Raw genomic sequence first — 24,445 nt, forward strand, 5'->3', positions numbered from 1 at the left:
TTTTTCGTATCGGCCGTCTCTTATTTTTCATCCCGGCGGCTGCCGGCAAATTTCTCTGCGGCGGCTGCCAGCTCTTTCCGGATTTCAATCTGCTGCGGACAGATTTCCTCGCAGGCGCCGCAGCGAATGCAGTCTCCGGCGCCTGAACCGCCCTTTGTCGCCGCCTCATACTGTGTCTGCGCCTCCGCTGCCTGTCCCGCTCCCAGCCAGCTGTTCATCGCTGTGAAGATATCCGGAATCGGGATTTCCTTCGGACATTGCTCCAGACAGTATCCACACGCCGTGCATGGGATTTCCTTTGATGCTCCCATGATTGCGCGAACGCGCCGGATTATTCTTTGTTCTTCCCGGTTCAGCGGCTCAGGCTCCGCCAGCAGACGGATATTCTCCATTACCTGCTCCTCTGTGGACATCCCGGAAAGAACGGTCAGAACGCCCTCCAGCGACGCGGCGAAACGCAGCGCCCAGGAAGCGCAGGATGCTCCGGGAGCATATTCCAGAAGCAGCTGCTTCACCTCCTTTGGCGGATCGGCCAGGCGGCCGCCCTTCACAGGCTCCATGATGACGACAGGCTTTCCGTGGCGGCGGGCGGTTTCGTAGTTGGCCCGTGCCGAAACTCTGGTATCGTCCCAGTCCGCATAATTGATCTGAAGCTGCACAAAATCTGTCTCGGGATGCTTCGTCAGGATCTCGTCCAGGAGTTCGGGACCATCATGAAAGGAAAAACCGATGTTCCTGATCAGTCCCTTTTCCTTTTGTTCACCGACGAAATCCCAGAGGCCGAATTTCTCATATTTTTTCACATTGCTGCCGCGCAGAGAATGAAGCAGATAGTAATCGAAGAATCCCGCGCCGGTTTTTCTCAGGCTGGAGGCGAACTCTCTTTTCGCCGCTCCCGCTGTCGGCATCACGCCGGCGTAAAGCTTGGTTGCCAGCTGATAACGCTCCCTCGGATAGCGCTCCACCAGCGCACGTCTGACCGCATTCTCTGAACCCGGATAGATAAAAGCCGTATCGAAATAGGTGAAGCCCGCCTCCATGAAGAGATCCACCATTCTCCCGGTTCTCTCCAGGTCAATGTTCACGCCCCTGCGCGGAAGCCGCATCATGCCGAAGCCCAGCTTCCGGAGTTCTCCGCTTTCAGTTGTTTTCTGATTTTCATTCCCGAGGTTTTTATTCATAATCCTCACTTCCCCTTCCATGCATGATTCAGTCCACAGAGAAACATGTTAAGACCATGCAGAAATATGTTTTTCTTGAATCGCGCTCTGAACCGTGATATAATAGTCCAGTCGGCGAATCCTGCTGAAACGCGTTGCAGACGCACGTCTGATTTCTGCGCAGGGCGTATGCGCCGGCGGAACATATCCAATATATCCGGAGAGTTGTCAGAGTGGTCGATCGTGCAGCACTCGAAATGCTGTGTCCTTAACCGGACCCAGGGTTCGAATCCCTGACTCTCCGCCAGTAAAAGAAAACCCTGCGTCCGGCGCGGGGTTTTCTGATTTATTGTTATGAGATTAATAGTTTTCCGCGTGAATCTCGAAGTAGCTCTGCGGATGGTTGCATGTCGGACATACATCCGGCGCTTTTTCGCCGATAACGATATGGCCGCAGTTTCTGCACTCCCAGACCTTGACCTCGCTCTTCTCGAACACGGCCTTTGTCTCTACGTTCTTCAGCAGAGCGCGGTACCGTTCCTCATGACGCTTTTCAATCTGCGCAACGAGACGGAATTTAGCCGCCAGCTCAGGGAAGCCTTCCTCATCCGCGGTCTTTGCAAATCCATCGTACATATCTGTCCACTCGTAGTTCTCACCGGCCGCCGCAGCTGCCAGGTTCGCCGCGGTATCACCGATACCTTCCAGTTCCTTGAACCAGAGTTTGGCATGCTCTCTTTCATTGTTCGCGGTCTTCAGGAAAAGATCCGCAATCTGCTCGAATCCTTCCTTCTTCGCCTTGGAAGCAAAGTATGTGTACTTGTTTGTCGCCTGGGATTCACCGGCGAATGCCGCTTCCAGATTCTTCTCGGTCTGTGTTCCTGCGTATTTACTCATCGAATTACCTCCTTATATTAGATATTCATTAAAAATAGTAGACTTGAGTTAACTGTTGTTTTGGTTTTTCTTCATCGCACGTCTGCATTCGGGGCAGATATAGTTGATTTTCAGGTCGTAGGACTCGATGCTTCCGCCGAGCTCCTCCTCGATCTCCCGGGTCAGATCTCTGAATTTGAAATCCGACAGCTTGCCGCAGACATTGCATACCACATGGTCGTGACGCAGTGTCTTGTCGAAGCGATCCGGAGAGCCTTCAATCAGAAGTCTGCGAACCCGTCCTGTATCACAAAGCATATTCAGATTGTTATATACAGACGCCAGGACAATTCCGGGATACTCCTTCTTCATTCGCAGAAATATCTGTTCCGCAGTCAGATGATCATTGGAGCCGTCTACGATCTGTGCGATCTTTCTTGCGTATTTTGTCAATCACATCACTTCCTTTTAGAATTGTTCTAATTGTATATCTGATAGTTTCATTTGTCAACCCCTTTTTTGAAATATGGACATTTTATTTTTTTATGCTATACTGAAAAAGCGGGTTCTATTTTGTTGCAGGCGTATGTCTGACAGCGGAATATGACTGGAATTCCAACGGTCAGACTGCCTCTCTGCGGCAAAACCCGACACAAAAGACTATGCTGTAAGGAACGTGATAAAAATGAAAGACTCTTTAAAAAAGCTATTTGACGAAAAACTCGTCACCCCGGATGAGGCTGTACAATGCATCCGGAGCGGACAGACCGTCTATATCGGCACCTGCACCAGCACCTGCTATGAGCTGGCCCGCGCCCTCGGCCGCAGATCGGACGAGCTGGAAAACGTGACGATCGGGTGCTCCAACCTGTTCAAGCCGCTGGACATCATGACCGACCCGGACCGGTTCCGGATCATTTCATACTTTATGGGGCCGACGGAGCGTCAGGCACAAAAGGCGGGTTCACTGGATTATACCAGCATCCATCTGAGCCTCGTCGACATCTTCTGCCGCGAGACCTGCCCGCCGGACGTCGCCTTTCTGGAGGTCTCCCTTCCCGATGATGACGGGAACATGAGCTTCGGCGCGACCGGCGTCGCCCTGAACAAATTCATTCAGGAGCAGGCGAAAACCGTCATTCTGCAGATTAACAAATACGCTCCCTTTGTCTACGGAGAGGACAACCTCATCAATATCCGTGACTGCGACATGGCGGTCCGTTTCGACGAGGAGATCGCCGAGGTCCCCAATATGGAGCCCACCCCGGAGGTAAAAGCCATCTCCGAATATGTCATCGACCAGATCCCCGACGGCGCGTGCGTTCAGCTGGGAATCGGCGGTATCGGAAATGCGGTGGGATTCGGACTCCGTGACCGGAACGACCTGGGCATCCATACAGAGCTGATGACCGACTCCCTGGCTTTTCTGATGAAGAACGGGAACGTCACTAACAAAGGCAAACGGGTGCTTCCGGGAAAGTCTGTGGCAGCCTTCACCCTGGGAGAAAAGGCGCTGTATGAATTTGTCGATCATAACAAAGATATGTACTATATGCCCTTCACCATCGCCAACGATCCACGGATCATCGCCCGTAACGACCGCGCCGTCTCCGTCAACAGCGCCATCTGCATAGATCTGATGGGACAGGTCGCGGCGGACAACATCGCCGGAAGGCAGTTCAGCGGAACCGGCGGTCAGCTTGACTTTGTACGGGGCGCACAGATGTCCAGAGGCGGCAAGTCGTTTATCGCAGCAACCTCAGAAAACATCAGCAAACGTACAGGAAAGATCAGCAGCCGCATCGTTGCCGCTCTTCCGACCGGCGCGGCAGTCACCACGCCGCGCTCCGATGTACAGTACGTCGTCACGGAATACGGCTGTGTGAATCTGAAGCCGCTGACCATCAAAGAACGTGCTCACGCGCTGATCTCCATCGCGCACCCCGATTTCCGGGAGGAGCTGACAGAAGCGGCCAGAGAGGCCGGACTCTACTGACTTTTCTGAGACCAAAGGAGGACATAATGGATCCGAGAGACAGAAAACTGGCAGACCTGCTGGTAAACTATTCCTGCAAAGTGCAGAAGGATGAAAAGGTTTTAATCGAGTATGAAGGAGCCGAGTGCGTTCCCCTGATTCAGCAGATTGTAAGGGATGTTTACCGGGCAGGCGGAAAGCCCTTTGTAAACTGCAGCGACAGCCTCATCACCCGGGAGCTCCTTCTGGGCGCCGATGAAGATCAGCTGAGTTATATGAACGATTACAAGCTGTATCAGCTGAGAGACGTCGCCGCATATATAGCGGTACGCGCAGGTGCCAATACCGCGGAACTGGCCGACGTTCCCGTCGAAAAGCTGAACCTGTACAGCAGGAAGCTGACCCCTGCGACGGACTACCGCGTGGACAAAACAAAGTGGGTCGTCCTGCGGTATCCCAACGCTTCCATGGCACAGCTGGCCAATACCAGCCGGGAGGCCTTCGCGAATTTTTTCTATGATGTATGCACACTGGATTACGCGAAAATGAGCCGGGCCATGGATCCGCTGAAGGCGCTGATGGAGCGCACGGACAAGGTGCGCATTGAAGGTCCCGGAACTGACCTGACGTTCTCCATCCGGGGCATCCCGGCTGTAAAATGTGCCGGAGAATGCAATATCCCCGACGGAGAGCTTTACACTGCGCCGGTCCGGGAATCGATGAACGGCATCATCAGTTACAACACGGCTTCCCAGGAGCAGGGCTTCACCTTTGAAGACATCCGGTTTGAAATCGAAAACGGGAAGATCGTCAAAGCAACAGCCAACGACACGGCACGGATCAACCAGCTGCTGGATACGGATGAGGGCGCGAGGTATTTCGGCGAGTTCTCCTTCGGCTTCAACCCGTACATCCTGGAGCCCATGAAAGATACTCTATTCGACGAGAAGATCTCCGGAAGCTTTCATCTGACTCCCGGCATGTGCTATGAGGACGCCCCTAACGGAAACAAATCCGCGGTTCACTGGGATCTGGTCATGATCCAGCGGCCGGAATATGGCGGCGGTAAAGTCTGGTTCGACGACGTTCTGATCCGGGAGGACGGTCGGTTCGTGCTACCGGAACTGGAGGGCCTGAATCCCGAGAATCTGAAATAACGAATATAATAACGAACATCTTGCGCGGCGGAGGCTGAACGAATGCGCTGCTTTCCGCCGCCGGCTCGGTTTCAGCGGTTCCCGGTATATTTTCATTGATATTCACTCCCGGTGCGCATATTAAAAACAGAGCTGTCACACTGATTTCTGATTCAGTGCGGCAGTTCTGTTTATTTTACATGCTTACGCGCTTACGCGCCTGCTAAATCGCCTCGCCGATGCGTCTCATGCCGTCGACAGCCGGAGTTCTGAGAACATCTCCGGGTTCGCCGACTCCCGGAACGACAATGTGTCCGCGGTCTTCCCACTTCATGATGTCCGCGATTTTGTGATATGTCGTCACCGCTCCGTCACACGCCGACGGATCAGGCAGCTCGCAGCAGATAACCATGAAACTCTCCTTCACAGGAAGCTTTGTCCCGGAGCAGAAGAAGGAATACATCCTGTCGATGGCCGCCTTCACCTGTGCCGGGAAGGAAAACCAGTACAGAGGCGTGAAAATCGCCAGTGTATCCGCCTGCCGGAGACAGGACGCGAATTCTTCAAAATCGTCCTGATAGGAACATGGGTGCCCGGTGCTGAAACACGTCTTACATGCGACACAGCCGGTCACCTTTTTTCTTCCCGCGTCGAAACGCAGAATCCGGTGTCCCTGACTCTGTGCACCCTGAATAAACGCCTCCGCCATGAGGTCAGAATTTCCTCCCTGACGCGGGCTTCCGGTAAGGACTAAAATCGTTTTACTCATTTTTTTCGCCTGCCTTATTCGATTAAAACAAGTGTCTACTCCCGGAACCGGTCTCCGATTCCGCAAGCGCTGACACAGAACATCCAAAACGACGTGCGGCAGGAACTCCTTCCGCACCGCACGTCATATTTTCAGAATGGCTCGATTGAATTGTTAAGCGATCTTATGTCTGTTTCCTCCGTAAATCCCGGACCGCTTATTTTCCTTCAATCGACGGCAGGATTCCCTCAACCTCAACGTGCGGACGAGGAATTACGTGTACGGACAGCAGCTCGCCGACACGCTGCGCAGCAGCGGCGCCAGCGTCTGTAGCAGCCTTGACCGCACCGACGTCTCCTCTGACCATGACGGTTACCAATCCTCCGCCTACGAACTCTCTGCCGATCAGATATACATTCGCCGCTTTTACCATAGCATCTGCAGCCTCGATGGATCCAACCAGTCCCTTAGTTTCGATCATTCCCAATGCATCATACTTAGCCATTTTCTTATCCTCCTAATATTTCTAATTAAATTTTATATTGTTATTTAACATTTTTCAACTATTTTATGATCCTGAAATGCGATTTGGAGCTGACGCCGAAAGCGTTCGCTTCCTCCGTATCCACATGGCATTCCAGCGCGCTGGTGTCGGTTGCTCTGATGAGCACATTTCTCATGACGCCGCCGCGTTCTGTGTCAAAGTCGATGGAGACCACATCGCCGTCTCTGACGCCATATCGTTCCGCCTCTGCGGGAGTCATATGGATGTGACGCTGGGCAACAATCGTTCCCTCTGTCAGCACCACGCTCCCTTTGGGACCGACCAGCGTGACGCCAGGCGTGCCGGTCAGATCACCTGACTGGCGAACCGGCGCTTTGACGCCGAGTTTGAAGCCGTCTCCGGCCAGGATTTCAACCTGCGTCCTGCTTCTGACCGGACCGAGAACGCGAACCTTTTCAATCGCGCCTTTCGGACCGCAGACGGTCAGCGTCTCCTTACAGGCGAACTGCCCCGGCTGACCCAGATCCTTGATGGCGGTCAGCTCATATCCTGAGCCAAACAGCACATTCAGATCCTGCTGGGACAAATGCAGATGACGATTGGATACGCCTACCGGAATATCCGATCCGTCTGCACAGGTTCCTGCCCCGCAGCCGGCTCCGGTCTTTCCCGCGCCGGCCATGGCCGCATCGACAAGCTGTCTGATCAGCTGTTCATAATTCTCCATTTATCATTCTCCTTTCAGAGCCTTCACCATGGAATTAATCATGTCATTCAGCTGTGCAGTGTTGATTCCCTGATCCCCTGCCGCCGGCGCCGCCTGCGGTGCAGGAGTCGCAGACGCCGCTCCGTTCTGGATTTCAGAAGGAGACGGTGCTCCTGTGATATTCACCGGGCTGTAAGGAGCGCAGGTTCCGCAGGTTGGGCTGTATCCGATATAGCTCTGTACAGGTGCCGCGGGAGCCGGTGCGGCCTGCGGAGCAGTCTGTGTCGGAGCATATCCGCCGTTCAGTTCCGGATGGTTGAAGGTCGGATCGTTCGCCGCCAGGTTTGCACAGTCCACGAGGCCGTAAGCGACCCGTTTGACATTGATCAGGTGCAGCGGAGATACGTTCTCCGAGACGGAGCTTCCGCCCCAGGTTCCGCATCCCAGTGTGAAGGATGGAGCCAGACCGGTGCTCGCACCGACGCCGCCCATGCTTCCACCGGTGTTGACCAGAATTCTGGACGCCGGTTTCGCAGAGAATTCCATCACCATATTTCTGTCCTGCGTATGGATGCTCATCGTGTGACCGATTCCGTTCTGCAGGAGTTTCTTGCTGAGCTCGCAGGCTTCGTGCCAATCCTTCACTGTGTAGAACGCCAGCACGGAGGTCAGCTTCTCGAAGGACAGCGGATACTCTTTTCCAACGCCGCCCATCGGTCCGATCAGCACCTTTGTAGTGTCCGGAACACTGAATCCTGCCGCGTTCGCGATGACCAGCGGAGATCTTCCGACGAACTTGGCGCTCATGGATGTCGTTCCCGGCCGGAACAGGATCTTGCAGACCTTTTCAGTTTCCTCGGGGCTCATGAAATATCCGCCCTGCTTCCGGAATTCCTCGATGACCTGATCCTTGTTGCATTCCTCTGCGATGACAGACTGCTCGGACGCACAGATTGTGCCGTAGTCAAAGCTCTTGCTCGCGATAATGTTCTTCACGGCCTCTGCGACATTCGCTGTTCTCTCGATGTACGCCGGGGAGTTTCCCGCGCCGACGCCGAGAGCCGGTTTACCGGAGCTGTACGCCGCCTTGACCATTCCCGGACCGCCGGTGGCGATAATCATCTTGATATCCGGATGATGCATCAGCTCGTTAGTTGCGGGCATGCTGGGCATCGAAACGCATCCGATGGTGTTCGCCGGCGCGCCCGCCGCTTCTGCCGCCTCCTTCATCAGGACAGCCGCTCTGAGTGTACATTTCTTTGCCGACGGATGCGGAGCGAAAACAATCGCATTTCTCGCCTTGACCGCAATCATCGATTTGAAAATTGCTGTCGATGTCGGATTTGTGGAGGGAACAATTCCCAGCAGAAGTCCGACCGGCTCTGCGATCTCGATTGTTTTGTTGACCGGATCCTCCCGGAGAACGCCGGATGTCTTCATTCCCTTAATATAATTGTAGAGAACGGTTGAGGCGAAATGATTCTTGTAGGTCTTGTCCGGAACCTTTCCGAACCCTGTCTCCTCAACAGCCATCTGCGCCAGCTCATATGCGTGCTCTTCCGCTACGCGTACCATGTTCTGCAGGATCTTATCGATTTGCTCATCTGTGTATGTGGCGATCTGCTCTGTCGCGATCTGGCCGGCTCTGGCAAGATCCCTGGCCTCCTGTACGGAGCGCAGATCAAAATCCATATTCTCCATTATGCAGCACCTCCTTTTAAATTGCTAAAACTTGTTATTTCTTGTAGTATTCCTCGAACTGATCAATGAGCGCTGATTTGTTCGAGTGGGTAATTTCTCTGCCTGAGATGCCGAACTGTCCGTTATATTCACGGGCCAGTGTCCTCAGCTCCACTACCTTTTTCCCGGAAAGGATCTCCCGGACTGCGTCGGCGCCTCTGGCCTCAACAATCTCGTCGAGCTCTGCCTTATGGAGATTTTCAGGGACTTCGACCGTCCTGCTCTCCCCGGTCACTTCGATTTCCGCGGGCTCTTCCGATGTGTCCTCCGCGGGTTCTGCTGTCTCCTCTGCCGGCTCCGACGGAGTTCCGCCGCCTTCATTTTCTTTGTTCCGGCTACTTATGTGAGACTCCTCATCGTCAGGATCGGAGATTTCTTCATCATCCCCGGGGATCCTGTTCACGATCAGACCGCTGAGTGTCGAATGCGGTCTCGGAATGACGTGGGTGGAAACAATCTCGCCGCCCATTCTCTGAACCGCTGACGCCGCCGCGTCGACGGAAGCCTTGCAGGCCGCTACATCGCCGGCAATCACGATCGTCACAAGTCCGCCCTTTACGAATCTTCTTTCGATCAGCGTTACCTCCGCTGCCTTCAGCATCGCATCGGCACTTTCGATTGCGGGAACCAGCCCCTTTGTTTCAATCATACCAATTGCTTTCATAGTAATTGCTCCTTTTCAGATTACTCGTCGTTAACTGCTTTCATCTATTAATACGTTGCGTAGAACGTTTTGGCAAATGTATCGCCGCTGCTGAAGCGGACCTGCTGTCCCTTCTGGATGAAGAACGTGTCGCCCGGATAAGCTGTGTGCTCTTTTCCGTCGATAGTGATCGTCATCTGTCCCTCGACAACATAGTGCGTTTCCTGGATTTCCACCGGATAGTCGAATGTGCAGTGATCCACCGTCATGAAGCCGGACGACACTGAAGCGCCGTCATCCGCGCCGACGATCTCCTGGTACATGACCTTGCCGTAATCGGCAGGCACTCCGGTATCCAGGACCTCCATTTTAATTCCCTGTCCCCGGACCAGTTTCAGACCGTTCTCACATTCCGCGGTGTAGGGTGCGTTTCCGGACGCCGCGTTCAGGCTGTTGACGAATCCGTCCAGCAGTCCCTGATCCGCCAGCTTCTTCAGAACCTGATAGATCATATCGCTGCTCAGGCCGTCCCCTTCACATGCAGGCTGTGCTGCAGGTGCCGCGGACGCGGGTGCAGCCGGTGTACAGCAGGCGGCTGCCGGCGCACAGCCTTCCGTAAGCTCGATCCCGTTCGCACGTATCATGTCGCGGGCGGCCGGTGTGATCAGAGTGTTATCGTCAATGCAGATGCTCTTCTGTCCCTTCTCGATGAATTCTCTGACACACTTCTCAGTTATCAACGTTTTCATTTAGTTTCACTCCTTTCATTACAGTAGTGATTCTATCAATCGATCGGAAGGTGATGGAATAACTTCCGCGTTGACCAGAAGTCCCTTTTCCTTCGCAATTGCCATACCGGTATCGACGCCGGTCTGAACTGCCGCAACCTCTCCGGTAAAGGTGAAGTATGACTTGCCGCCCAATCCATTGCCGAGTCTCAGTTCGATGGGCTCCAGCTCCGCTGACTTGAGAATCTCATCTGCCGCAATGATCATCGTCGCCAGAGAGAAGGATTCCATAATTCCGACGGCGTCCAGCTTCTCCGGCATCGTTGCGCCGGTAATCGCCGGGAAAACGGATTCTGTTACATTCGGCACGACGATGGAATCCACAAAGAATTCCCCGGCCAGCTGCTCTCCCAATGTCACGGAGGACTGAACCGCCGCAACATCGCCGGTCACAATGGTGATGTACTTGCCCGGGCAGGTGCTGACCGACGTGACGATCTCCACCTCTGAGATCTTGACCATCTGGTCCGCTACATATATGCCGCGCGCAATGCTCGTAAATTCGACCATTCCTATCGCTCTCTGCATCCTGCTACCTCCTAATCGCGATGTACTTATCTGTGACTTCGGTTACTTCTCCACCGATGCTGGCGTGTACAGCCGCGCCTAAAGCATCCTCCGGAATTCTGCCGATCATCTGACCGGCGGTTACTCTATCGCCCGCGCGGACAATCGGCTGCGCGGGTGCGCCTACATGCTGAGACAGCATGATGTGCACTTCCTGCGGCTCCAGCCGGATGTCAGACATCGGCGCGGGAGCGTCAAATCCGGTGAGCCCGATCCTGGCGATCAGACGGTGACTCGGAACCAGACGCCAGTCTCTGTTCCTGTTCGGTCTGTATTCCCGGTTCTCGTCTCTCTGGAACCGGACTCCCGCCTTCATTGTCTCATCCTTCAGGGCCATATTGGCCATCTTGGGATGGAGCCCTATCGGACATGCGAAGTATTCACAAAGATTACACTGGCAGCAGAGCTGCCCGATGGTCTTTCCCTGCATGTCGTCTCCGCCGTAGAGCATGAACCGCATCGCTTTATGCGGCGCCGTATCGTGTCCGATCAGCGCTCTGGGGCACATATCCGTACACATACGGCACTGCTCACAGGTAGCGTGATTGATTTTCCGTGCCTGCGGATCAGTGACTTCCTTCTTTCTGATCAACGGATGATCCTTCTTCAGGATGACATATCCTTTGTTCTTCTTGACGACAAAACCATGGATATCCGCCAGCAGCGGTCCCATCATCGGTCCGCCGTCGATAACTTTGTATTCAGAGAAATCCGTGATTCCCGACAGCTTCAGCACATCCAGCACCGGTGTTCCCACCGGAACCTTCAGCGTCAGACGGCTGGGAATGTCGCCCGCCACCGTGACGTAGGTTTCCGTGACCGGAATGCCCTTTGATGCGTTGTAAACATTCAGCGCCGTCTCGGAATTCATGACGACACAGCCGCACATGATAGGGATCCCCGCCTCCGGAACCACTCTTCCGGTCAGCTGATAGACCAGAACCTGCTCGTCTCCCGCAGGATAGATATCCGGCAGAATCCCTACAGAAACGTAATCCGCGAAACCGATTCGGTCAATCGTGTCTCTGAGAATCTGAATTACGTCGCCATGCTTTCCCTTGATTCCGATGATCGCCTGTTTCGCGCCGACCATCCTGCCGGCCATCTCGAATCCCCTGATGATTTCCTCCGGGTACATGGCCATCAGCTGCTGATCCACGCGGAGCAGCGGTTCGCACTCCGCTCCGTTCATCAGAATGTAATCTGCATTTGATGTCAATTTGGCATGAGTCGGAAATCCGGCTCCGCCGGCTCCGATCACGCCCGCACTTTTGATTTGATCCAGAAGCGCCATACTATACCTCCCAGACTCCTAAAATTCACAGTCTTCATCTATGATGCCGACAATCGCGGCATCAACCGGTATGCTGTCGTCCTCCACCATTCTTCTGGCAGACGATCCCAGCGTTACCAGTACTCTGTCTCCGATTCCGGAACTGATGGTATCCACCGCCACAAGGCGCTGTCCATCATTCTTTCCTCCGCCGATCACCTCCACAAGCATCAGCTTGTATCCGTTCAGAAGCGGCGTCTTTCTGGTCGCCCAGATATTATCGATCAGCTTAGCCGTCAGCATTGTACTTACTCCCCTCTGCGTCCTCCCGAATCGCGCGGAGCGCTGATTCCACGGACGCTGTGTCTCCGAATATTGCAAGCATAATCATGTTCTGCGGACAGCTGCCTCTGATATCCTCCACCGTAACGCCTACGGTTTTTTCCGCGATGTCAGCGGCAACCACCATTTCAATCAGCCTGCCCTGCACAAGGCCTACGGCATCGATGCTTTCCGGTCTCTGAGAGGCGGGAGTTCCCTTCCGTCTCATCAGGATATCGAGCGTCCCCTGCGAGGGGGTCTTAATGATTCTGAATTCCATCTCTGCCTCTTCCCGTGTCTACCATTTCCCTTCGTATTCCTCCTGCCTGCAGCTGAGAGCGATTCCCAGCGGCGTGACGAACATCGGATTCCCGGGTTTATGTGTATAGATTCCTGTTTTCTTCTCGATGGTTCCTTCAATCCCGGTCAGACAGCAGGTTCCCCCGACAAGGGAGATTTCCTCAACCTGATGTCCCTCGATATGCTCGTTGATGATCGCCGCGACCTTTTCAATCACAGGCTTGAGCACCGGGAAGATTTCTTTGTGGTTGTCCGGATCACGCTTGAACACCTCTGCCTCCTCGAAGGGCATTTTGTAAGCGCCTGACAAAACCAGTGAGAAGTGTGTTCCACCTGTGGGTTCATCGGCGATATAGACCACCTTCCCGTCCTTGAAGATGGAGATTCCGGTCGTTCCTCCGCCGATGTCGACAACCGCTCCGTTCTGGATCTTCAGCACCTCGTTCGCAGCTGTGGGTTCATCCAGCAGATTGCTCAGAGTGAATCCGGCTCCCCGCACGACGTTCTCCACCGCGCCGGAATCAACCGTTTCCGTTCCCGGCGGGATTGCGGCCGCCGCGTAAATCAGCTCCGTATCCAGTTTCTCCTCCAGCTCCTGCTTCATTTCACGGACGATCTGAACTGCTCCGATGTAGTCTACGACCATGCCGTCTCTGACGACGTCGGCGTATTTGTAGCAGCCTGCCACCGGCTCGTAGTTCTCATCCAGCACCGCCACAACCACACAGGCGGTTCCGAGATCGACGCCGGTATAATACACCGACGATTTGTGAAGCTCCGGCTTTTCGCAGACCTGCTCGAATTTCTCCACCAGTTGATCGCAATACTCAAAGTTTACTCGTTTCTCAGACATTCTCCCCCTCCAAAGGCCTTGCATATCAGCTGCGAAATGCAGTTGATGATCTGATTCAGTCTTTCTGTCACTGCCTTGTTGGTACAATGGACTTCCATAACGGTGACCTGCACCTCATAAAGCTCGCAGCGCAGCCGGTGCAGCAGCAGGATCTGCCGCCCCTTCTCTGTCTGCATATGGAATTCTGTGATATCAAAGCAGTCGCCGATGTCACAGCAGAATGTCTCCGCCGTCATTCCTCCGCATGTTCTGAACGGAACCGGTTCGAAGGTCTTCCCCTCCTTCGCCATATACTTGATTTCCTCGAACTTTCTGCCCAGCTGCAGAACCTCCTGCGCCAGGACCACGTCGAGTTCCATCAGCTCCGATGCGGTCAGAAGAAACAGGGCCTCCGCGGATTTCAGACACGCTCCCAGCCTTCTGTCCTTCAGAAGATCCGGCGTGCCGACGCCCGGCTCTCTGCCTGCCACGACTCCATCGCCGACGTGCATCGCTGTTCCGTCCGCGAATACATTGATCTGTCTGTCCTGCAGGAACTGTCTGGCGCCCGGAGTCAGTCTGGCGCCCGGCTGGATTTCATAGCTTGTAAAAGGATCTTTTCTGTAGATGTCTCTCAGATCATCTTCCGTTATGAATTTCATGTTTCTTCGACCTTTCAATGATGTCTTTCAGCACGTATTCCTTCAGTTCCTCTATGCCTTCGCCCGTTTTCACACTGACCCGGAAATAAGGCTCCTCAACGCCGATGTACTTCAGCTGTTTCCGGCAGGTCTCCTCGTTCTCCGGGTGAAGATCACATTTGGTAATCACTCCCGTAACCGGATAGCGGAAAACCTTTGCGAATCCATGAGAATATTTGTCGACGGGATTGCTCTGATCCACAAGAATCAGAATATGTCCCGCATTGTTCTGTGCCGCGGATATGAGATGCTTGTACATCCACGGATTTTCCAGGTATGCGCCCGGAACATCTATGGTGTATTTCCCGAATATCATATCCTGCGTTTTTCTCGGCGGTCGTTTTTCTCCGTTGATGGCATCCACCAATGCCGTTTTTCCGGACTTTCCGGTACCGATCACCATTATTTTGCGCATCAGGTCTTTGTAACCTCCACTGTACTGAATCCCAGCAGATTGCACAAGGTGTCCGTTACCGCCTGCAGCGCCGTCTCCACGCTCTGCACGTCTCCGGAAATGACGACAGAGCCTGTAAATCTGTCGAGGAAGCCGATCTGGACGTCTGCGGCTTTCGTCGCGATATCGGCCGCGATGATCGCCGTCTCATAGGGGGACAAAGTCAGGATGCCGATGGCTCCCGCCTCGTCAATCCCAAGACGTTCGTAGATGTCCGTCATGGGCGCGGCGATGACATGAGCGATGGTCACCTGTTTGCCGGGGACCGATTCCTCTATGACACGCTGCAGTTCATCATTTGTTTCCTTGATTACACCCATAGCTACCTCAGAAAAATAACTGTCTAATGCCGGATCACCGATACCGGCAGATCGAACGGTCTGATATAACCTTCAATGCGATCCAGGTCCTCCTGTGAAAGACTCGGATCCTCCTTGATCTGGTACTCCATATCAAGCTGTCCGTACTTGTTTACTCCCATCTTGTGATACGGCAGCAGGTCGATCCCCTTGAAATTCTTCATATCCCTGAACGGAAGAAGGAATTTCATTGTATTCTCGATCTCTTCACGGCTGTCGTTCACGCCTTTCAGCATCGGCATCCTGATCTTTACATTATGCTTCGTGTTCAGAAGCTCCGTAAGATTCTTCAGGATGACCTCATTTCTGACGCCTGTCAGTTCACTGTGCCTGTCCGAATTGAAATGCTTGATGTCAAACAGGAACAGATCAACATATTCCGCGATTTTCATCAGTTTGTCATGGGGCGTATATCCGCAGGTCTCGATTGCGGTGTTGACGCCGTTCTGTTTCGCTGTCTGCAGGAGGCTGAGACATGCCTCAGGCTGCGCCGTGCATTCGCCGCCGCCCAAGGTCATACCTCCGCCGGACATATCGTAGAACATCCGGTCCTCCAGCACCACATCCATGATCTCTGAAATGATCCGAACCTCTCCCGCAATATCCAGCGCGTTATACAGACAGGCTTCCATACACTTCCGGCATCCGATACAGTCGATTTCCCGGTTTACAGTATGCCCCTGCTCCGTAATGCTGTGAATGCCTTTGGGGCACACCGGAACGCATGCCCCGCAGCTTACACAGGCGTCTTTCTTGAACATGACCTGGAACTTGCGTTCCAGCCCCTCCGGATTGGCACACCATTTACAGCGAAGCGGACAGCCTTTGAAAAAGACCAGCGTCCTTACCCCGGGACCGTCGTGCATATTATATTTTTGTATGTTGAATATAGTAGCTTTACGCTCCAGCGCTTCTCCGTTGCCGCTCATTATGCTGAACTCCCGCTTATATTATTATTGTTTAAAAATGTGTCAGCATGGTTCTGCTGATGATCTCATCCTGCACGTCCTTACACAGCTCTGTGAAGAACGCGCTGTAGCCGGCGACACGAACGACCAGATCTCTGTAGTTGTCCGGATCCTTCTGTGCGGCGATCATGTCTTCATTGTTCACGTAGTTGAACTGCATTTCGCCGTTCCCGAACAGGCAGGCGGTTCTCAGCAGGGTAATCAGTCCCTGCTCGCCCTCCGGCGTATCCAGGATTCCCGGCATCAGCTTGAAGTTGTGCACCAGACCGATGTTCATGTTGTCGTTGGACATCTTCGAGACGGACTTGATGATGGCCGTCGGGCCCTTCTTGTCCGCGCCCTGTGTCGGAGAAATTCCATCCGACAGCGGCGTCCACGCTTTCCGTCCGTTGGCGGAGGCGCCGGTCATCTGTCCGAACGGCGTGTTGTTGGAGATGGACAGCGTTCCGTGAGACATCTGCGCGAACAGAGTCTTGTACTTGCGGTGCTCCATCTCGGTGAAGTTGATCAGATCTGTGCAGATGTAATCCGCATAATCGTCGTCATTTCCGTATTTCGGCGCTGCCAGGCAGTCCGCTCTCATCTGCTCGTAGCCGACGAAGTCAGCCTTCAGACCTTCGTTCAGCTGCTCCAGCGTATATTTTTTGTCGTCGAATACCAGCTTCTTAATCGCCGCCATGGAATCCGCATAGGTCGCGAGTCCGCTCCAGACGACGCCCGGTCCGTAATTGTACATCGCGCCGCCGGCCTCAACGCCTCTTCCCTTTTCCATGCAGCCTTCAAACATGATGGACATCAGCGGCTTCGGCGCCAGATCTCTCTGTACTCTCTGGGAGATTACCGTCATAACGGCAGTCCACTTGGTGATGTACTGGATCTGCGCCTTGACCGCTTTGTCAAAGTCCTCATAAGTCTTATACTGCGTGAGAGGACCAAGATCAGGTGTGACCTGCTTGCCGTACCAGAGAGGTACACCGTGATTCAGCACCAGCTCGATGCAGATCGGCCACTGGGTATAGGAGGTGGAGGTCCACTGATACAGTCTTCCGGACTTCTGCGGTTCTACACAGCCCATCAGGCAGTAATCTCTCGCGTCCTCAATCGACACTCCCTTGGCAAGCATCATCTTAATATGAGTATCGTCGAAATGGCAGGCCGGGAATCCCATTCCCGCTCTTACGACGTCTACTATCTTCTCCATGTACTTCTGCGGCGATTTGTTATGGATCCGGCAGGCCAGCGACGGCTGATAGATCTTTGTGAATCTCACCGCGTCCATCAGCAGGTAGGTCAGATCGTTGGTCGCGTCGACGCCCTCACGGGTAACGCCGCCTACGCACATATTGACGAAGGGCTGATATCCCGCGAAGAACTTGGATGCGCCTTCACTGGTTACCCACATCATCTCGGACATCTTGATCAGCATGCAGCTCGCCAGCTCAAACGCCTGATACTGATTCATTCTGCCGGATTCCATATCCGCCTTGTAGAACGGATACATATACTGATCCACACGTCCGATGGACATGCCGGTCTGATTCTCCTCTACCGGAAGCAGGGACTCGATGGTCCAGACCGCCTGGATAGCTTCCCAGAAGGTTTCCGGCTTGTTTGCGGGAACCTTGGCGTTGATCTCTGAGATCTTCAGGAGTTCTGCTTTTCTCGTCGGATCGGTGCACTGTCCCGCCAGCTGCGCCGCGTAGTCGGACAGTCTCTTCGCGTAGATCATGACGCCTTCAGTCGTGTCGATCACGCCTTTATAGAAGTAGATTTTGTCAATGTCCGCCGGGTTGGAGTAATCCAGCTCTTTCAGATGCTCTCTCGCCTCCTGCTGGATGTCCTTCATGCCCTTCTTCATCAGAATCACGTCGTAGCCGGGGTTGGAATCGCCGCCGCCGTTCTGCGCGTGATAGGAGCAGTCTGAGACAAAGGATTCGCCGGAAAGCTCCCAGCCTCCGCATTCCTTGTACTGGTCTTCGCAGTACTCGTCAACGGATTTTCCTTCCCAGAAGGGGAACAGCTCCTCTTTCATGTATTTTTTGTCTTCATCGGAAATGTAGAACGGATCCTGGTCTCTGGTGCCGATGGTATCCAGCTCGTCTCTCATCCATTTCCAGGCGATGTCCGGAGCGAACGCGCCGACACGGGGACCGCCCGTCGGATTTCCGACGATCAGCTCATTATCCTGAATGATCAGTGGAGCGGTTTCGCAGCAGTGACGGAACGCCTTGGCTCTCAGGATGATCTTCGGCATTCCCGGATTCGCCTTTGTGATTTCGGTGACCGCTCTCGCACGGTATGTGGAAATCGACGGAACCTGCTTCCTGTAGTTATCCTTCAGCGCCTTGATTCTCGGCGTAGGTCCGTCCGGCTGCCAGTCCGGAGAAGACGGAGCCGGGGCCGCAGCGGCGGGCTGCGCTGCCGCCTGCGCCGGAGCTGCCGCTTCCTTGCGTTCCATTTCCTTAGTAACATTCTCAAACATGGACTTCAGTGCGTTGCGCTCTTCCGCCGACATGTCTTTCGTAGCTTCCGCCAGTTTGTTTGAAAAATCACGAATGTCCAATGGGTTACCTCTCTTTCGTTTCAGGTTTCCACCTTGTTCTTATATGTTATTTGCTCTCCTCAGCTCTTCTGTTCCACAGCCTCCCTGAGAAGTCCCTGTATTACCCTGACCTGTTCCGCAGTCTCAAGATCCTGCGTCTTTATTCTCGGTTCATCCGGAAGACGGTCTCTTCCGAAGAATTCACGATCCGCCGTCTCCACGCTCCGGACGCCGAATCCCACCTTTCTGACATAAATCAGATTTCTCGGGGACACATTGTCCGAGGTGATTCCCTGTCCGGCCGATCCGCTGCCGAGAGTCATCGCCGGAAACATATTCGTGGATGCTCCCATGCTCCCGAAGGTTGCCGGCGTATTGACAAGTATCCTTCCGACCGGTTTGCGAAGCATGAACTGCCGTATCACGTCGCCGTCCGTCGAGTGGATGACCAGCGTGTGTCCGCGTCTGTCCTTCAGCAGGAGCTCGATGCATTTCTCACAGGCGTGCTCCCAGTCCTCCTCGATGAAAAACGCCACCACAGGCGCCAGTTTCTCCCTCGCATAAGGGTTCTCCTGCGACGCGTACTTCTGCTCCGAAATCAGGAGCACCGTTTCCGGGGGAATGCTGAACCCTGCTCTCTTCGCCAGCGTCTCCGCCGTAACTCCCACCAGCGCGGTGTTGGCCGACCCGTCATGATTGAAAATCAGCTTCGCCAGCTGTTCGGATTCCCGATCAGTCATGAAATATGCATGATTCGCAAGGAACTCCGCTCTGACCTGTTCCGCGACGGGAGCATCGACTACGACGGACTGCTCAGCCGCCGGAAGAAGACCGTTGTCAAAAGTCTTGCTGCTGATGATGTCCCGGACCGCCTGACGCACGTCCGCGGTTCTTTCGATAAACGCCGGACCGTTCCCGGCTCCGCCGTAAATCAGCGGCTTTCTCGCTTCATACGCTTCATCGAGCATTCCCGGTACGCCGGTAATCAGAAGAAGAGATGCTGAAGGATGATGCATCAGCTCCACAGTACCGCTCTTTGTCACAGTATGCAGATAACTGAGCGCTCCCTCCGGAAGCCCGTTGGCCTCCGCGGCTTCAATCATGATATCCAGCGCCCTTCCGATCGTGTCCCTCGCTCTGGGATGCGGCGAGAAGATGATCGGATTTCCGGCCTTCACCGCGATCAGCGCTTTGTAAATCGTCGTCGACACCGGACTCGTCGCCGGACAGAGCGCCACGATCACGCCCACGGGAACGCCGACGTCCATCAGCCCCCTCTCAGGCTCCTCGTCGATCACGCCGACACACCGCATTCCCCGCAGCTGCTCCCGCAGATACCCGCAGACAAACCGGTCCTTCGCGTATTTGTCTTTCCAGTTGCCGTAATCAGTCTCTTCGCTGGACAGCACTGCGAACTCCTCGATGTGAGGCTCGACCGCGTCCGCCATGGCTTCCACGATCCGGTCCAGCTGTTCCTGTGTGAACAAAGCAAGCTCCGCCTGCACGCCGCCCGCGTTTTCCGCCAGAATACGCGCTTCCTGGATGGAGAGCAAATCATTGTCTATGATATTCATCATCGTCACTCCCTCCAGTCACATCTTTAATACGGCAACAGCTTATCCAGTGTATATCTCTCAATGATCTTTTCCAGTCCCGGATGGGGCGTCGCGATGACGCAGGAGCTGTAAACCTCTGCGCCCATCTCTTCGACGGCCTTGATTCCCGCCTCGACCGCCGACTTGCACGCTGCGACATCGCCTCTCGTGAGAATCGAGATGTAGCCCGATGCGGTATTTTCATAGCCGACGACTTCCACCTCCGCGGCTTTCACCATCGCGTCCGCCGCCTGAAGCATGAATACCAGTCCGAAGGTCTCAATCATACCCAGTGCCTGTCCCTGACCTTTATTACTCATGTTTAAATCCTTCCTGTACTGTATCGAAATCAATAACAATCGACATCGTGGCAAGATACGATATCGCCGATATCCGGAATCGGCCGCGGCATTACATTCTGCGCCGTCAGCGTTCCGATCGCCGCCGCCGCTCTGGCGCCTGCCTCTACGGAAGCTTTACATGCCGCAACGTCGCCCTTGACAATAATCGTAACCAGAGTGGATCCGATATTCTCATAGGAAATCAGCTCCACGTCTGCAGCCTTCAGCATCTTGTCACAGGCATCCAGCGCGGGAACCATGCCGATGGTTTCGACAAGTCCGATTGCCTGTTCGCCGTAATATCTGCTCATACGTAATCGCTCCTTTCTGCAAAGTCCATGTGATTACACTTCTTCAATCTGATTTCAGTTACTTTGATTCTACAGTTTCCCCCTACGGAAATGTCAATGACGGAAATGCTCCCGCCGGGAAAGCGTCTCGTTTTCGGTGCTCAATTTTCTGAAAATTATTGATTTTTCGGGGTTTTCAGGGCTTTTTTTTGCTTTCCGCGTTAGAACAAAAAAAAATGTCATGGGAGATTTTTACATAAATGAGACAAAAACCTTCCCCTTTGGGGAATAGTATTGCCATATTCTGGAAATTAAGGCGTGAATTTTTTTCTTCTTGTTAAGAAATTGACGAAACCGCTGTAATTCCTTAATTCTGCCGTTTCAAGCGGTCCGGGTCCGCCTCTGTTTCAGATGAATTCTCTGAAAAAAGCATTGACCGCCCCGCTTCCCTTAGAGTATAATCAACGCAACATTGTGTAGAATCGGAACCGACGATTCTCAGTATTAGTTCTTTGATTTTTTTATTTGTGAGGTGAAATTATGAGCAACTTAGCAAACGCTCCCGCAAACGCTCTGGCGGCAAAGGAAGCGCGCGACAAGTCCTTTCGCAAGAAGGGAATTCTGATCGCACTTTTATCCGGTTTCCTCTACGGTGGATACACCGCGTTCATGACGCACGGAATGGAGTCCGGCGTCTGGATCGACTTCTACGGTGCGACAGGCGTCGCCAAGGGTCTGTCTGCGTTCGCGCTGATCTACACGCTGAGCGCACTGGGTGCTGCGGTCAACGACCTCTGCTCCGCAGTCTGGTCTCTGATCTATGCGGCGATCATCGGTCGTCTGGGAGACTTCAAACGGTCCCTGAACACCAAGCCCGGGAAGATCCTGATCGTCGCGGCGATCATCGGAGGACCCTTCGCGTCCACCTGTTATGTAATCGGACTGCAGATGGCCGGTTCCATCATCGTTCCCATTGCGGCTCTGAACGCGGCGATCGGCGCGATCATCGGAAGATTCCTTTATAAGCAGAAGCTGTCCGCAGGCATGATTCTCGGTATCGTGATCTGCTTCTGCGCAGCGGTGCTCATCGGGAGCACCGGCATGACCGGACTTTCCTTCGACGGCAAGGCTGTTCTGGGTATGGCCGCGGCGTTCCTGGCAGCTCTCGGCTGGGGCATTGAAGGCGCAGTCGGCGGCTATGCGTGCTGCATCGTAGACTATGAGGTTGCGATTGTCATCCGTCAGTGCACCTCCGGAATCGTGAACGCGGTTATCCTGGTCTCCATCCTTTCCATTATGGGCGGCGACGAAATCGGAACCGGTTTCCGGCTTCTGGGCGCGGCTCTGACAGACGGTCCTTCCCTCTGGATGTTCTTCATCGCTGGTATGTTCGCGTCCTTCTCCTTCAAGTTCTGGTATAAGGGAGCATCGATGTGCGGCGCGGCGCTGGGCATGGGCTGCAACGGCACATATGCGTTCTGGGGTCCCTTCTGGTGCTTCATTGTCATCGGACTGGCCTTCGGAGTTGACGGTTACGCCATTCCGTGGCAGGGCTGGGTCGGCGCCCTCATCATGGTCGTCGGTATCGTCATCCTCGCTATTTCTCAGGACAAGGCTACAAAGGAGGCGCAAACTATGCTACCACTGAATATGGCAATTCTGAAATTCTTTACGAGCGGCAAGGAAGCCTGCCGCGCTGACGTGCAGGATGCGCTGAGATCCCAATACGGCACTTTCCGGGCCTTCAGCGACAAGCAGATGGACGAGGCTCTCCAGACCGCCTGCTCCAACGGCCTGATCGCCGAGAGCAGACTGGAGATGGACAGCAGCGGAAACCTGGTCATCTATTACAAATCCGACCAGGAGATGATTGACACGATTAACAAATACGTGGACTGATCTGTGTCAGTTCACATCAGATTAACCGCAATCGACAAAGAGGGGGCTGTCGCACTAAGCTGATTAGTGCGACAGCCCCCTCTTTCTGTACGCCTGTATGCTGTTTCAGAATCGTCGCGCCCTGTGTCGCGCAAACCGGCATCCGCCTCGTCTGCTCTGAACCGCAGACATCCGCATCCGTCCTCCGTCATGTGCAGATTCACATCCGTCTTCAGCGGTGCACCTCCAGCCGAATCTCCGTAACAAACATCTCTGTATTCTTTGTGGTCCAGTAATCGGTAACATACCGCTCCCAGGAAGAGTCCCCCAGAAGATAGCCGTGGCTCTGCGCCCAGTTCTCCATTTTATGATAGGTATCCGCGATTGTATCGTGGGGACCGATGTGGTAGCAGGACAGCATCATGCAGCCGCCCATCTGCACCAGATATTCTTTATGTCTGGGGCGGATCATCTTCTGCAGCAGCCGCATCCTGGTGCATCGGTTGTCGATCCGGTCTTTGTACGATGGGAATTCAATCATGACCGGTCCTGTAATCTCGACCGCGATCTGATCCAGAAATTCCGTCCACTCCAGGTTGATCACTGCTTCCTTGGGGTCTCCGATGTAATCCTGATCCATAAAGCCGAACTCATCCGGCTCGATGTACTTGACAGAGACCTCCCGGGCGTCGTTCAGAATGACGGTCTGCGCCTCCAGCAGCAGCGAATACCAGTCGCGCACTGAGGTCAGCTGTCCCTCGATACTGACCTGTTCTTCCTCCAGCTCGCCTATTTTCCGCAGAAAGCCGTGCTCGATTTCCTGATATTCCTCCGTCCCCATCAGACTTCTCATCTCTTCCAGCTTGAAGCCCATCTGCTTGTAGTACTTCAGAATCGTCAGGTTCAGAAGAGCCTCCCGGGAATAGAACCGGTAGTTGTTGCTGCCGATCTTGTCCGGGTGAATCAGTCCGATCTCATCATAAAAACGCATTGCTTTGCGGGATACGTTGCAAAGCCTGCTTACCTCGCCGATTGAATAAAATTCCTTGATCGTTTCCATTTTGTTCCCTCCGGAGAAGTCTGTCCTGCAGTCCTACCGTGACCGCCGACCGTCTTCTCTGCCGGCCAGCGCCTGTTCCGCGGCCTCCGGCCCGGAGTACCCGTAGAACTCCGCAATGCTCCGCTGGATATCCAGCACCATATCCGGATTCTGCTTTACATCCCGCAGCAGCAGCCGCAGCGTTTCCTCCGAATATGTCTTCAACTCGCCGATGGAATAGGATTTCACCGATGTCTCACCCCGATCCTCTCCGACCGGCCGGCCCGCACCCGCAATCCGTGGAAACTGTCCGGCGAATTTCCGGTGAGAGATCAGCTGAAGACCGACAATCTCCGCGATCAGACGTCCCTTCTGCTCCGAAAGAGCCGGCAGCGACGCCTGCAGGTGCTCCCGGTAATATTCCGGGTCAGTGAATTCCATCATATACGCATATTTTTCCGTCAGAAGGTTCCGCCCTGACGCCTCCGCCCGCTTCAGATCGTTCAGATAACTGCGCAGGGTGTCCTCGCTCCACGTCGCGTCCTGGCTGTACCGCATGATGTAAAACGTGTTCCAGTCGTCCTGACAGCCCGCCCGGCCCCCGATGTTCTCCACTCTCTGAAACATGTCCCATTCCAGCGCGATAATTTCATTGATCAGTCTGTCCTTCCCGCTGCCGTTTCTTTGTACCTGCCCCATAATCTGTTC

26 protein-coding genes, 1 tRNA gene and 1 pseudogene are annotated in these 24,445 nt (G+C 54.1%); 4 read left to right on the plus strand and 24 right to left on the minus strand.

Going from position 1 to position 24,445, the window contains the following annotated elements:
- Nucleotides 1-20: 20 nt before the first annotated feature.
- On the minus strand, nt 21-1,181 hold the full coding sequence (locus tag BHK98_RS02965; RefSeq protein ID WP_075712116.1) for an aldo/keto reductase: 1,161 nt from the start codon (nt 1,179-1,181) through the stop codon (nt 21-23).
- Nucleotides 1,182-1,379: 198 nt separating this feature from the next.
- Between BHK98_RS02965 and BHK98_RS02970 the strand changes: the two genes are divergently transcribed.
- Nucleotides 1,380-1,467, plus strand: a tRNA-Ser gene (locus BHK98_RS02970).
- 53 nt (nt 1,468-1,520) lie between these two features.
- Here BHK98_RS02970 and rbr read toward each other — a convergent pair.
- Nucleotides 1,521-2,057, minus strand: a complete 537-nt coding sequence (gene rbr, locus BHK98_RS02975) for a rubrerythrin (RefSeq protein WP_075712117.1) — start codon at nt 2,055-2,057, stop codon at nt 1,521-1,523.
- A 48-nt stretch (nt 2,058-2,105) separates the two neighbouring features.
- Nucleotides 2,106-2,489: a Fur family transcriptional regulator gene (locus BHK98_RS02980; RefSeq protein ID WP_075712118.1), complete on the minus strand. Its 384-nt coding sequence runs from the start codon at nt 2,487-2,489 to the stop codon at nt 2,106-2,108.
- A gap of 232 nt (nt 2,490-2,721) precedes the next feature.
- On the opposite strand from BHK98_RS02980, the gene BHK98_RS02985 reads away from it, so the two are divergent.
- Together BHK98_RS02985 and BHK98_RS02990 are read left to right on the plus strand one after the other, a co-directional pair.
- Nucleotides 2,722-4,032, plus strand: a complete 1,311-nt coding sequence (locus BHK98_RS02985) for an acetyl-CoA hydrolase/transferase family protein (RefSeq protein ID WP_075712119.1) — start codon at nt 2,722-2,724, stop codon at nt 4,030-4,032.
- A 26-nt stretch (nt 4,033-4,058) separates the two neighbouring features.
- Nucleotides 4,059-5,168 (plus strand): aminopeptidase, encoded by a 1,110-nt coding sequence (locus BHK98_RS02990; protein ID WP_192846821.1) that lies wholly within the window; start codon nt 4,059-4,061, stop codon nt 5,166-5,168.
- Between the two features lie 202 nt (nt 5,169-5,370).
- Here BHK98_RS02990 and BHK98_RS02995 read toward each other — a convergent pair whose 3' ends face one another.
- The 19 genes and pseudogenes from BHK98_RS02995 to BHK98_RS03085 all read right to left on the minus strand — a co-directional run bounded on the left by BHK98_RS02995 (nt 5,371) and on the right by BHK98_RS03085 (nt 20,841).
- On the minus strand, nt 5,371-5,916 hold the full coding sequence (locus BHK98_RS02995; RefSeq protein ID WP_075712121.1) for a flavodoxin family protein: 546 nt from the start codon (nt 5,914-5,916) through the stop codon (nt 5,371-5,373).
- A gap of 196 nt (nt 5,917-6,112) precedes the next feature.
- The gene (locus BHK98_RS03000) at nt 6,113-6,400 is read right to left on the minus strand and encodes a BMC domain-containing protein (protein WP_075712122.1); all 288 of its coding nucleotides are present in this window, start codon (nt 6,398-6,400) and stop codon (nt 6,113-6,115) included.
- A gap of 58 nt (nt 6,401-6,458) precedes the next feature.
- The gene (locus BHK98_RS03005; RefSeq protein WP_075712123.1) at nt 6,459-7,127 is read right to left on the minus strand and encodes a phosphate propanoyltransferase; all 669 of its coding nucleotides are present in this window, start codon (nt 7,125-7,127) and stop codon (nt 6,459-6,461) included.
- 3 nt (nt 7,128-7,130) lie between these two features.
- The gene (locus BHK98_RS03010; protein WP_083628022.1) at nt 7,131-8,807 is read right to left on the minus strand and encodes an acetaldehyde dehydrogenase (acetylating); all 1,677 of its coding nucleotides are present in this window, start codon (nt 8,805-8,807) and stop codon (nt 7,131-7,133) included.
- Between the two features lie 442 nt (nt 8,808-9,249).
- Nucleotides 9,250-9,516 (minus strand): annotated as a pseudogene (locus BHK98_RS14180) (BMC domain-containing protein); the annotation flags it as partial.
- Nucleotides 9,517-9,557: 41 nt separating this feature from the next.
- Nucleotides 9,558-10,238 (minus strand): cupin domain-containing protein, encoded by a 681-nt coding sequence (locus BHK98_RS03020; RefSeq protein WP_075712125.1) that lies wholly within the window; start codon nt 10,236-10,238, stop codon nt 9,558-9,560.
- Nucleotides 10,239-10,256: 18 nt separating this feature from the next.
- Nucleotides 10,257-10,805: a BMC domain-containing protein gene (locus BHK98_RS03025; protein WP_075712126.1), complete on the minus strand. Its 549-nt coding sequence runs from the start codon at nt 10,803-10,805 to the stop codon at nt 10,257-10,259.
- Nucleotides 10,806-10,809: 4 nt separating this feature from the next.
- Nucleotides 10,810-12,138: a 4Fe-4S dicluster domain-containing protein gene (locus BHK98_RS03030; RefSeq protein ID WP_075712127.1), complete on the minus strand. Its 1,329-nt coding sequence runs from the start codon at nt 12,136-12,138 to the stop codon at nt 10,810-10,812.
- Between the two features lie 18 nt (nt 12,139-12,156).
- Nucleotides 12,157-12,420, minus strand: coding sequence for a EutN/CcmL family microcompartment protein (locus tag BHK98_RS03035; protein WP_075712128.1), 264 nt, complete (start codon nt 12,418-12,420; stop codon nt 12,157-12,159).
- Complete coding sequence (locus BHK98_RS03040) at nt 12,407-12,718, minus strand: BMC domain-containing protein (RefSeq protein WP_075712129.1); 312 nt, start codon at nt 12,716-12,718, stop codon at nt 12,407-12,409. Before BHK98_RS03040 ends, BHK98_RS03035 begins: the two co-directional genes overlap by 14 nt.
- An 18-nt stretch (nt 12,719-12,736) precedes the next feature.
- Nucleotides 12,737-13,591 (minus strand): ethanolamine utilization protein EutJ, encoded by an 855-nt coding sequence (eutJ, locus tag BHK98_RS03045; RefSeq protein WP_075712130.1) that lies wholly within the window; start codon nt 13,589-13,591, stop codon nt 12,737-12,739.
- Nucleotides 13,573-14,232, minus strand: a complete 660-nt coding sequence (locus tag BHK98_RS03050; protein ID WP_075712131.1) for a hypothetical protein — start codon at nt 14,230-14,232, stop codon at nt 13,573-13,575. Before BHK98_RS03050 ends, eutJ begins: the two co-directional genes overlap by 19 nt.
- A complete protein-coding gene (locus BHK98_RS03055; RefSeq protein WP_075712132.1) occupies nt 14,210-14,686 on the minus strand; it encodes a EutP/PduV family microcompartment system protein in 477 nt (158 codons plus the stop codon). The genes BHK98_RS03050 and BHK98_RS03055 overlap by 23 nt, the downstream gene beginning before the upstream one ends.
- A complete protein-coding gene (gene eutS, locus BHK98_RS03060; RefSeq protein ID WP_075712133.1) occupies nt 14,686-15,045 on the minus strand; it encodes an ethanolamine utilization microcompartment protein EutS in 360 nt (119 codons plus the stop codon). The genes BHK98_RS03055 and eutS overlap by 1 nt, the downstream gene beginning before the upstream one ends.
- Before the next feature lie 23 nt (nt 15,046-15,068).
- Nucleotides 15,069-16,013, minus strand: coding sequence for a choline TMA-lyase-activating enzyme (gene cutD, locus BHK98_RS03065; protein WP_083628023.1), 945 nt, complete (start codon nt 16,011-16,013; stop codon nt 15,069-15,071).
- 31 nt (nt 16,014-16,044) lie between these two features.
- Nucleotides 16,045-18,615 carry a choline trimethylamine-lyase gene (cutC, locus tag BHK98_RS03070; RefSeq protein WP_075712135.1) on the minus strand — a complete coding sequence of 857 codons (2,571 nt, stop codon included), beginning with the start codon at nt 18,613-18,615 and terminating at the stop codon, nt 16,045-16,047.
- A 59-nt stretch (nt 18,616-18,674) separates the two neighbouring features.
- Nucleotides 18,675-20,171, minus strand: coding sequence for an aldehyde dehydrogenase family protein (locus tag BHK98_RS03075; protein ID WP_465250935.1), 1,497 nt, complete (start codon nt 20,169-20,171; stop codon nt 18,675-18,677).
- A 23-nt stretch (nt 20,172-20,194) separates the two neighbouring features.
- Nucleotides 20,195-20,509, minus strand: a complete 315-nt coding sequence (locus BHK98_RS03080) for a BMC domain-containing protein (protein WP_075712136.1) — start codon at nt 20,507-20,509, stop codon at nt 20,195-20,197.
- A gap of 29 nt (nt 20,510-20,538) precedes the next feature.
- Nucleotides 20,539-20,841, minus strand: a complete 303-nt coding sequence (locus BHK98_RS03085; protein ID WP_075712137.1) for a BMC domain-containing protein — start codon at nt 20,839-20,841, stop codon at nt 20,539-20,541.
- Between the two features lie 519 nt (nt 20,842-21,360).
- On the opposite strand from BHK98_RS03085, the gene BHK98_RS03090 reads away from it, so the two are divergent.
- The gene (locus BHK98_RS03090; protein WP_075712138.1) at nt 21,361-22,719 is read left to right on the plus strand and encodes a DMT family transporter; all 1,359 of its coding nucleotides are present in this window, start codon (nt 21,361-21,363) and stop codon (nt 22,717-22,719) included.
- 211 nt (nt 22,720-22,930) lie between these two features.
- Here the strand turns inward: BHK98_RS03090 and BHK98_RS03095 are convergent, their stop codons facing one another.
- Together BHK98_RS03095 and BHK98_RS03100 are read right to left on the minus strand one after the other, a co-directional pair.
- The gene (locus BHK98_RS03095; RefSeq protein WP_075712139.1) at nt 22,931-23,758 is read right to left on the minus strand and encodes a MerR family transcriptional regulator; all 828 of its coding nucleotides are present in this window, start codon (nt 23,756-23,758) and stop codon (nt 22,931-22,933) included.
- 33 nt (nt 23,759-23,791) lie between these two features.
- Nucleotides 23,792-24,436, minus strand: a complete 645-nt coding sequence (locus BHK98_RS03100) for a DUF4125 family protein (protein ID WP_075712140.1) — start codon at nt 24,434-24,436, stop codon at nt 23,792-23,794.
- Between the last annotated feature and the right edge of the window lie 9 nt (nt 24,437-24,445).

This window comes from Hornefia porci, from assembly GCF_001940235.1.
GTDB classification, from domain to species: domain Bacteria; phylum Bacillota; class Clostridia; order Peptostreptococcales; family Anaerovoracaceae; genus Aminicella; species Aminicella porci.

Coding starts and splice junctions, on each gene's coding strand:
- BHK98_RS02965 (WP_075712116.1), bottom strand. CDS start 1,181: ATGAATAAAAACCTCGGGAATGAAAATCAGAAAACAACTGAAAGCGGA.
- rbr (WP_075712117.1), bottom strand. CDS start 2,057: ATGAGTAAATACGCAGGAACACAGACCGAGAAGAATCTGGAAGCGGCA.
- BHK98_RS02985 (WP_075712119.1), top strand. CDS start 2,722: ATGAAAGACTCTTTAAAAAAGCTATTTGACGAAAAACTCGTCACCCCG.
- BHK98_RS02990 (WP_192846821.1), top strand. CDS start 4,059: ATGGATCCGAGAGACAGAAAACTGGCAGACCTGCTGGTAAACTATTCC.
- BHK98_RS02995 (WP_075712121.1), bottom strand. CDS start 5,916: ATGAGTAAAACGATTTTAGTCCTTACCGGAAGCCCGCGTCAGGGAGGA.
- BHK98_RS03000 (WP_075712122.1), bottom strand. CDS start 6,400: ATGGCTAAGTATGATGCATTGGGAATGATCGAAACTAAGGGACTGGTT.
- BHK98_RS03005 (WP_075712123.1), bottom strand. CDS start 7,127: ATGGAGAATTATGAACAGCTGATCAGACAGCTTGTCGATGCGGCCATG.
- BHK98_RS03010 (WP_083628022.1), bottom strand. CDS start 8,807: ATGGAGAATATGGATTTTGATCTGCGCTCCGTACAGGAGGCCAGGGAT.
- BHK98_RS03020 (WP_075712125.1), bottom strand. CDS start 10,238: ATGAAAACGTTGATAACTGAGAAGTGTGTCAGAGAATTCATCGAGAAG.
- BHK98_RS03025 (WP_075712126.1), bottom strand. CDS start 10,805: ATGCAGAGAGCGATAGGAATGGTCGAATTTACGAGCATTGCGCGCGGC.
- BHK98_RS03030 (WP_075712127.1), bottom strand. CDS start 12,138: ATGGCGCTTCTGGATCAAATCAAAAGTGCGGGCGTGATCGGAGCCGGC.
- BHK98_RS03035 (WP_075712128.1), bottom strand. CDS start 12,420: ATGCTGACGGCTAAGCTGATCGATAATATCTGGGCGACCAGAAAGACG.
- BHK98_RS03040 (WP_075712129.1), bottom strand. CDS start 12,718: ATGGAATTCAGAATCATTAAGACCCCCTCGCAGGGGACGCTCGATATC.
- eutJ (WP_075712130.1), bottom strand. CDS start 13,591: ATGTCTGAGAAACGAGTAAACTTTGAGTATTGCGATCAACTGGTGGAG.
- BHK98_RS03050 (WP_075712131.1), bottom strand. CDS start 14,232: ATGAAATTCATAACGGAAGATGATCTGAGAGACATCTACAGAAAAGAT.
- BHK98_RS03055 (WP_075712132.1), bottom strand. CDS start 14,686: ATGCGCAAAATAATGGTGATCGGTACCGGAAAGTCCGGAAAAACGGCA.
- eutS (WP_075712133.1), bottom strand. CDS start 15,045: ATGGGTGTAATCAAGGAAACAAATGATGAACTGCAGCGTGTCATAGAG.
- cutD (WP_083628023.1), bottom strand. CDS start 16,013: ATGAGCGGCAACGGAGAAGCGCTGGAGCGTAAAGCTACTATATTCAAC.
- BHK98_RS03075 (WP_465250935.1), bottom strand. CDS start 20,171: ATGATGAATATCATAGACAATGATTTGCTCTCCATCCAGGAAGCGCGT.
- BHK98_RS03080 (WP_075712136.1), bottom strand. CDS start 20,509: ATGAGTAATAAAGGTCAGGGACAGGCACTGGGTATGATTGAGACCTTC.
- BHK98_RS03085 (WP_075712137.1), bottom strand. CDS start 20,841: ATGAGCAGATATTACGGCGAACAGGCAATCGGACTTGTCGAAACCATC.
- BHK98_RS03090 (WP_075712138.1), top strand. CDS start 21,361: ATGAGCAACTTAGCAAACGCTCCCGCAAACGCTCTGGCGGCAAAGGAA.
- BHK98_RS03095 (WP_075712139.1), bottom strand. CDS start 23,758: ATGGAAACGATCAAGGAATTTTATTCAATCGGCGAGGTAAGCAGGCTT.
- BHK98_RS03100 (WP_075712140.1), bottom strand. CDS start 24,436: ATGGGGCAGGTACAAAGAAACGGCAGCGGGAAGGACAGACTGATCAAT.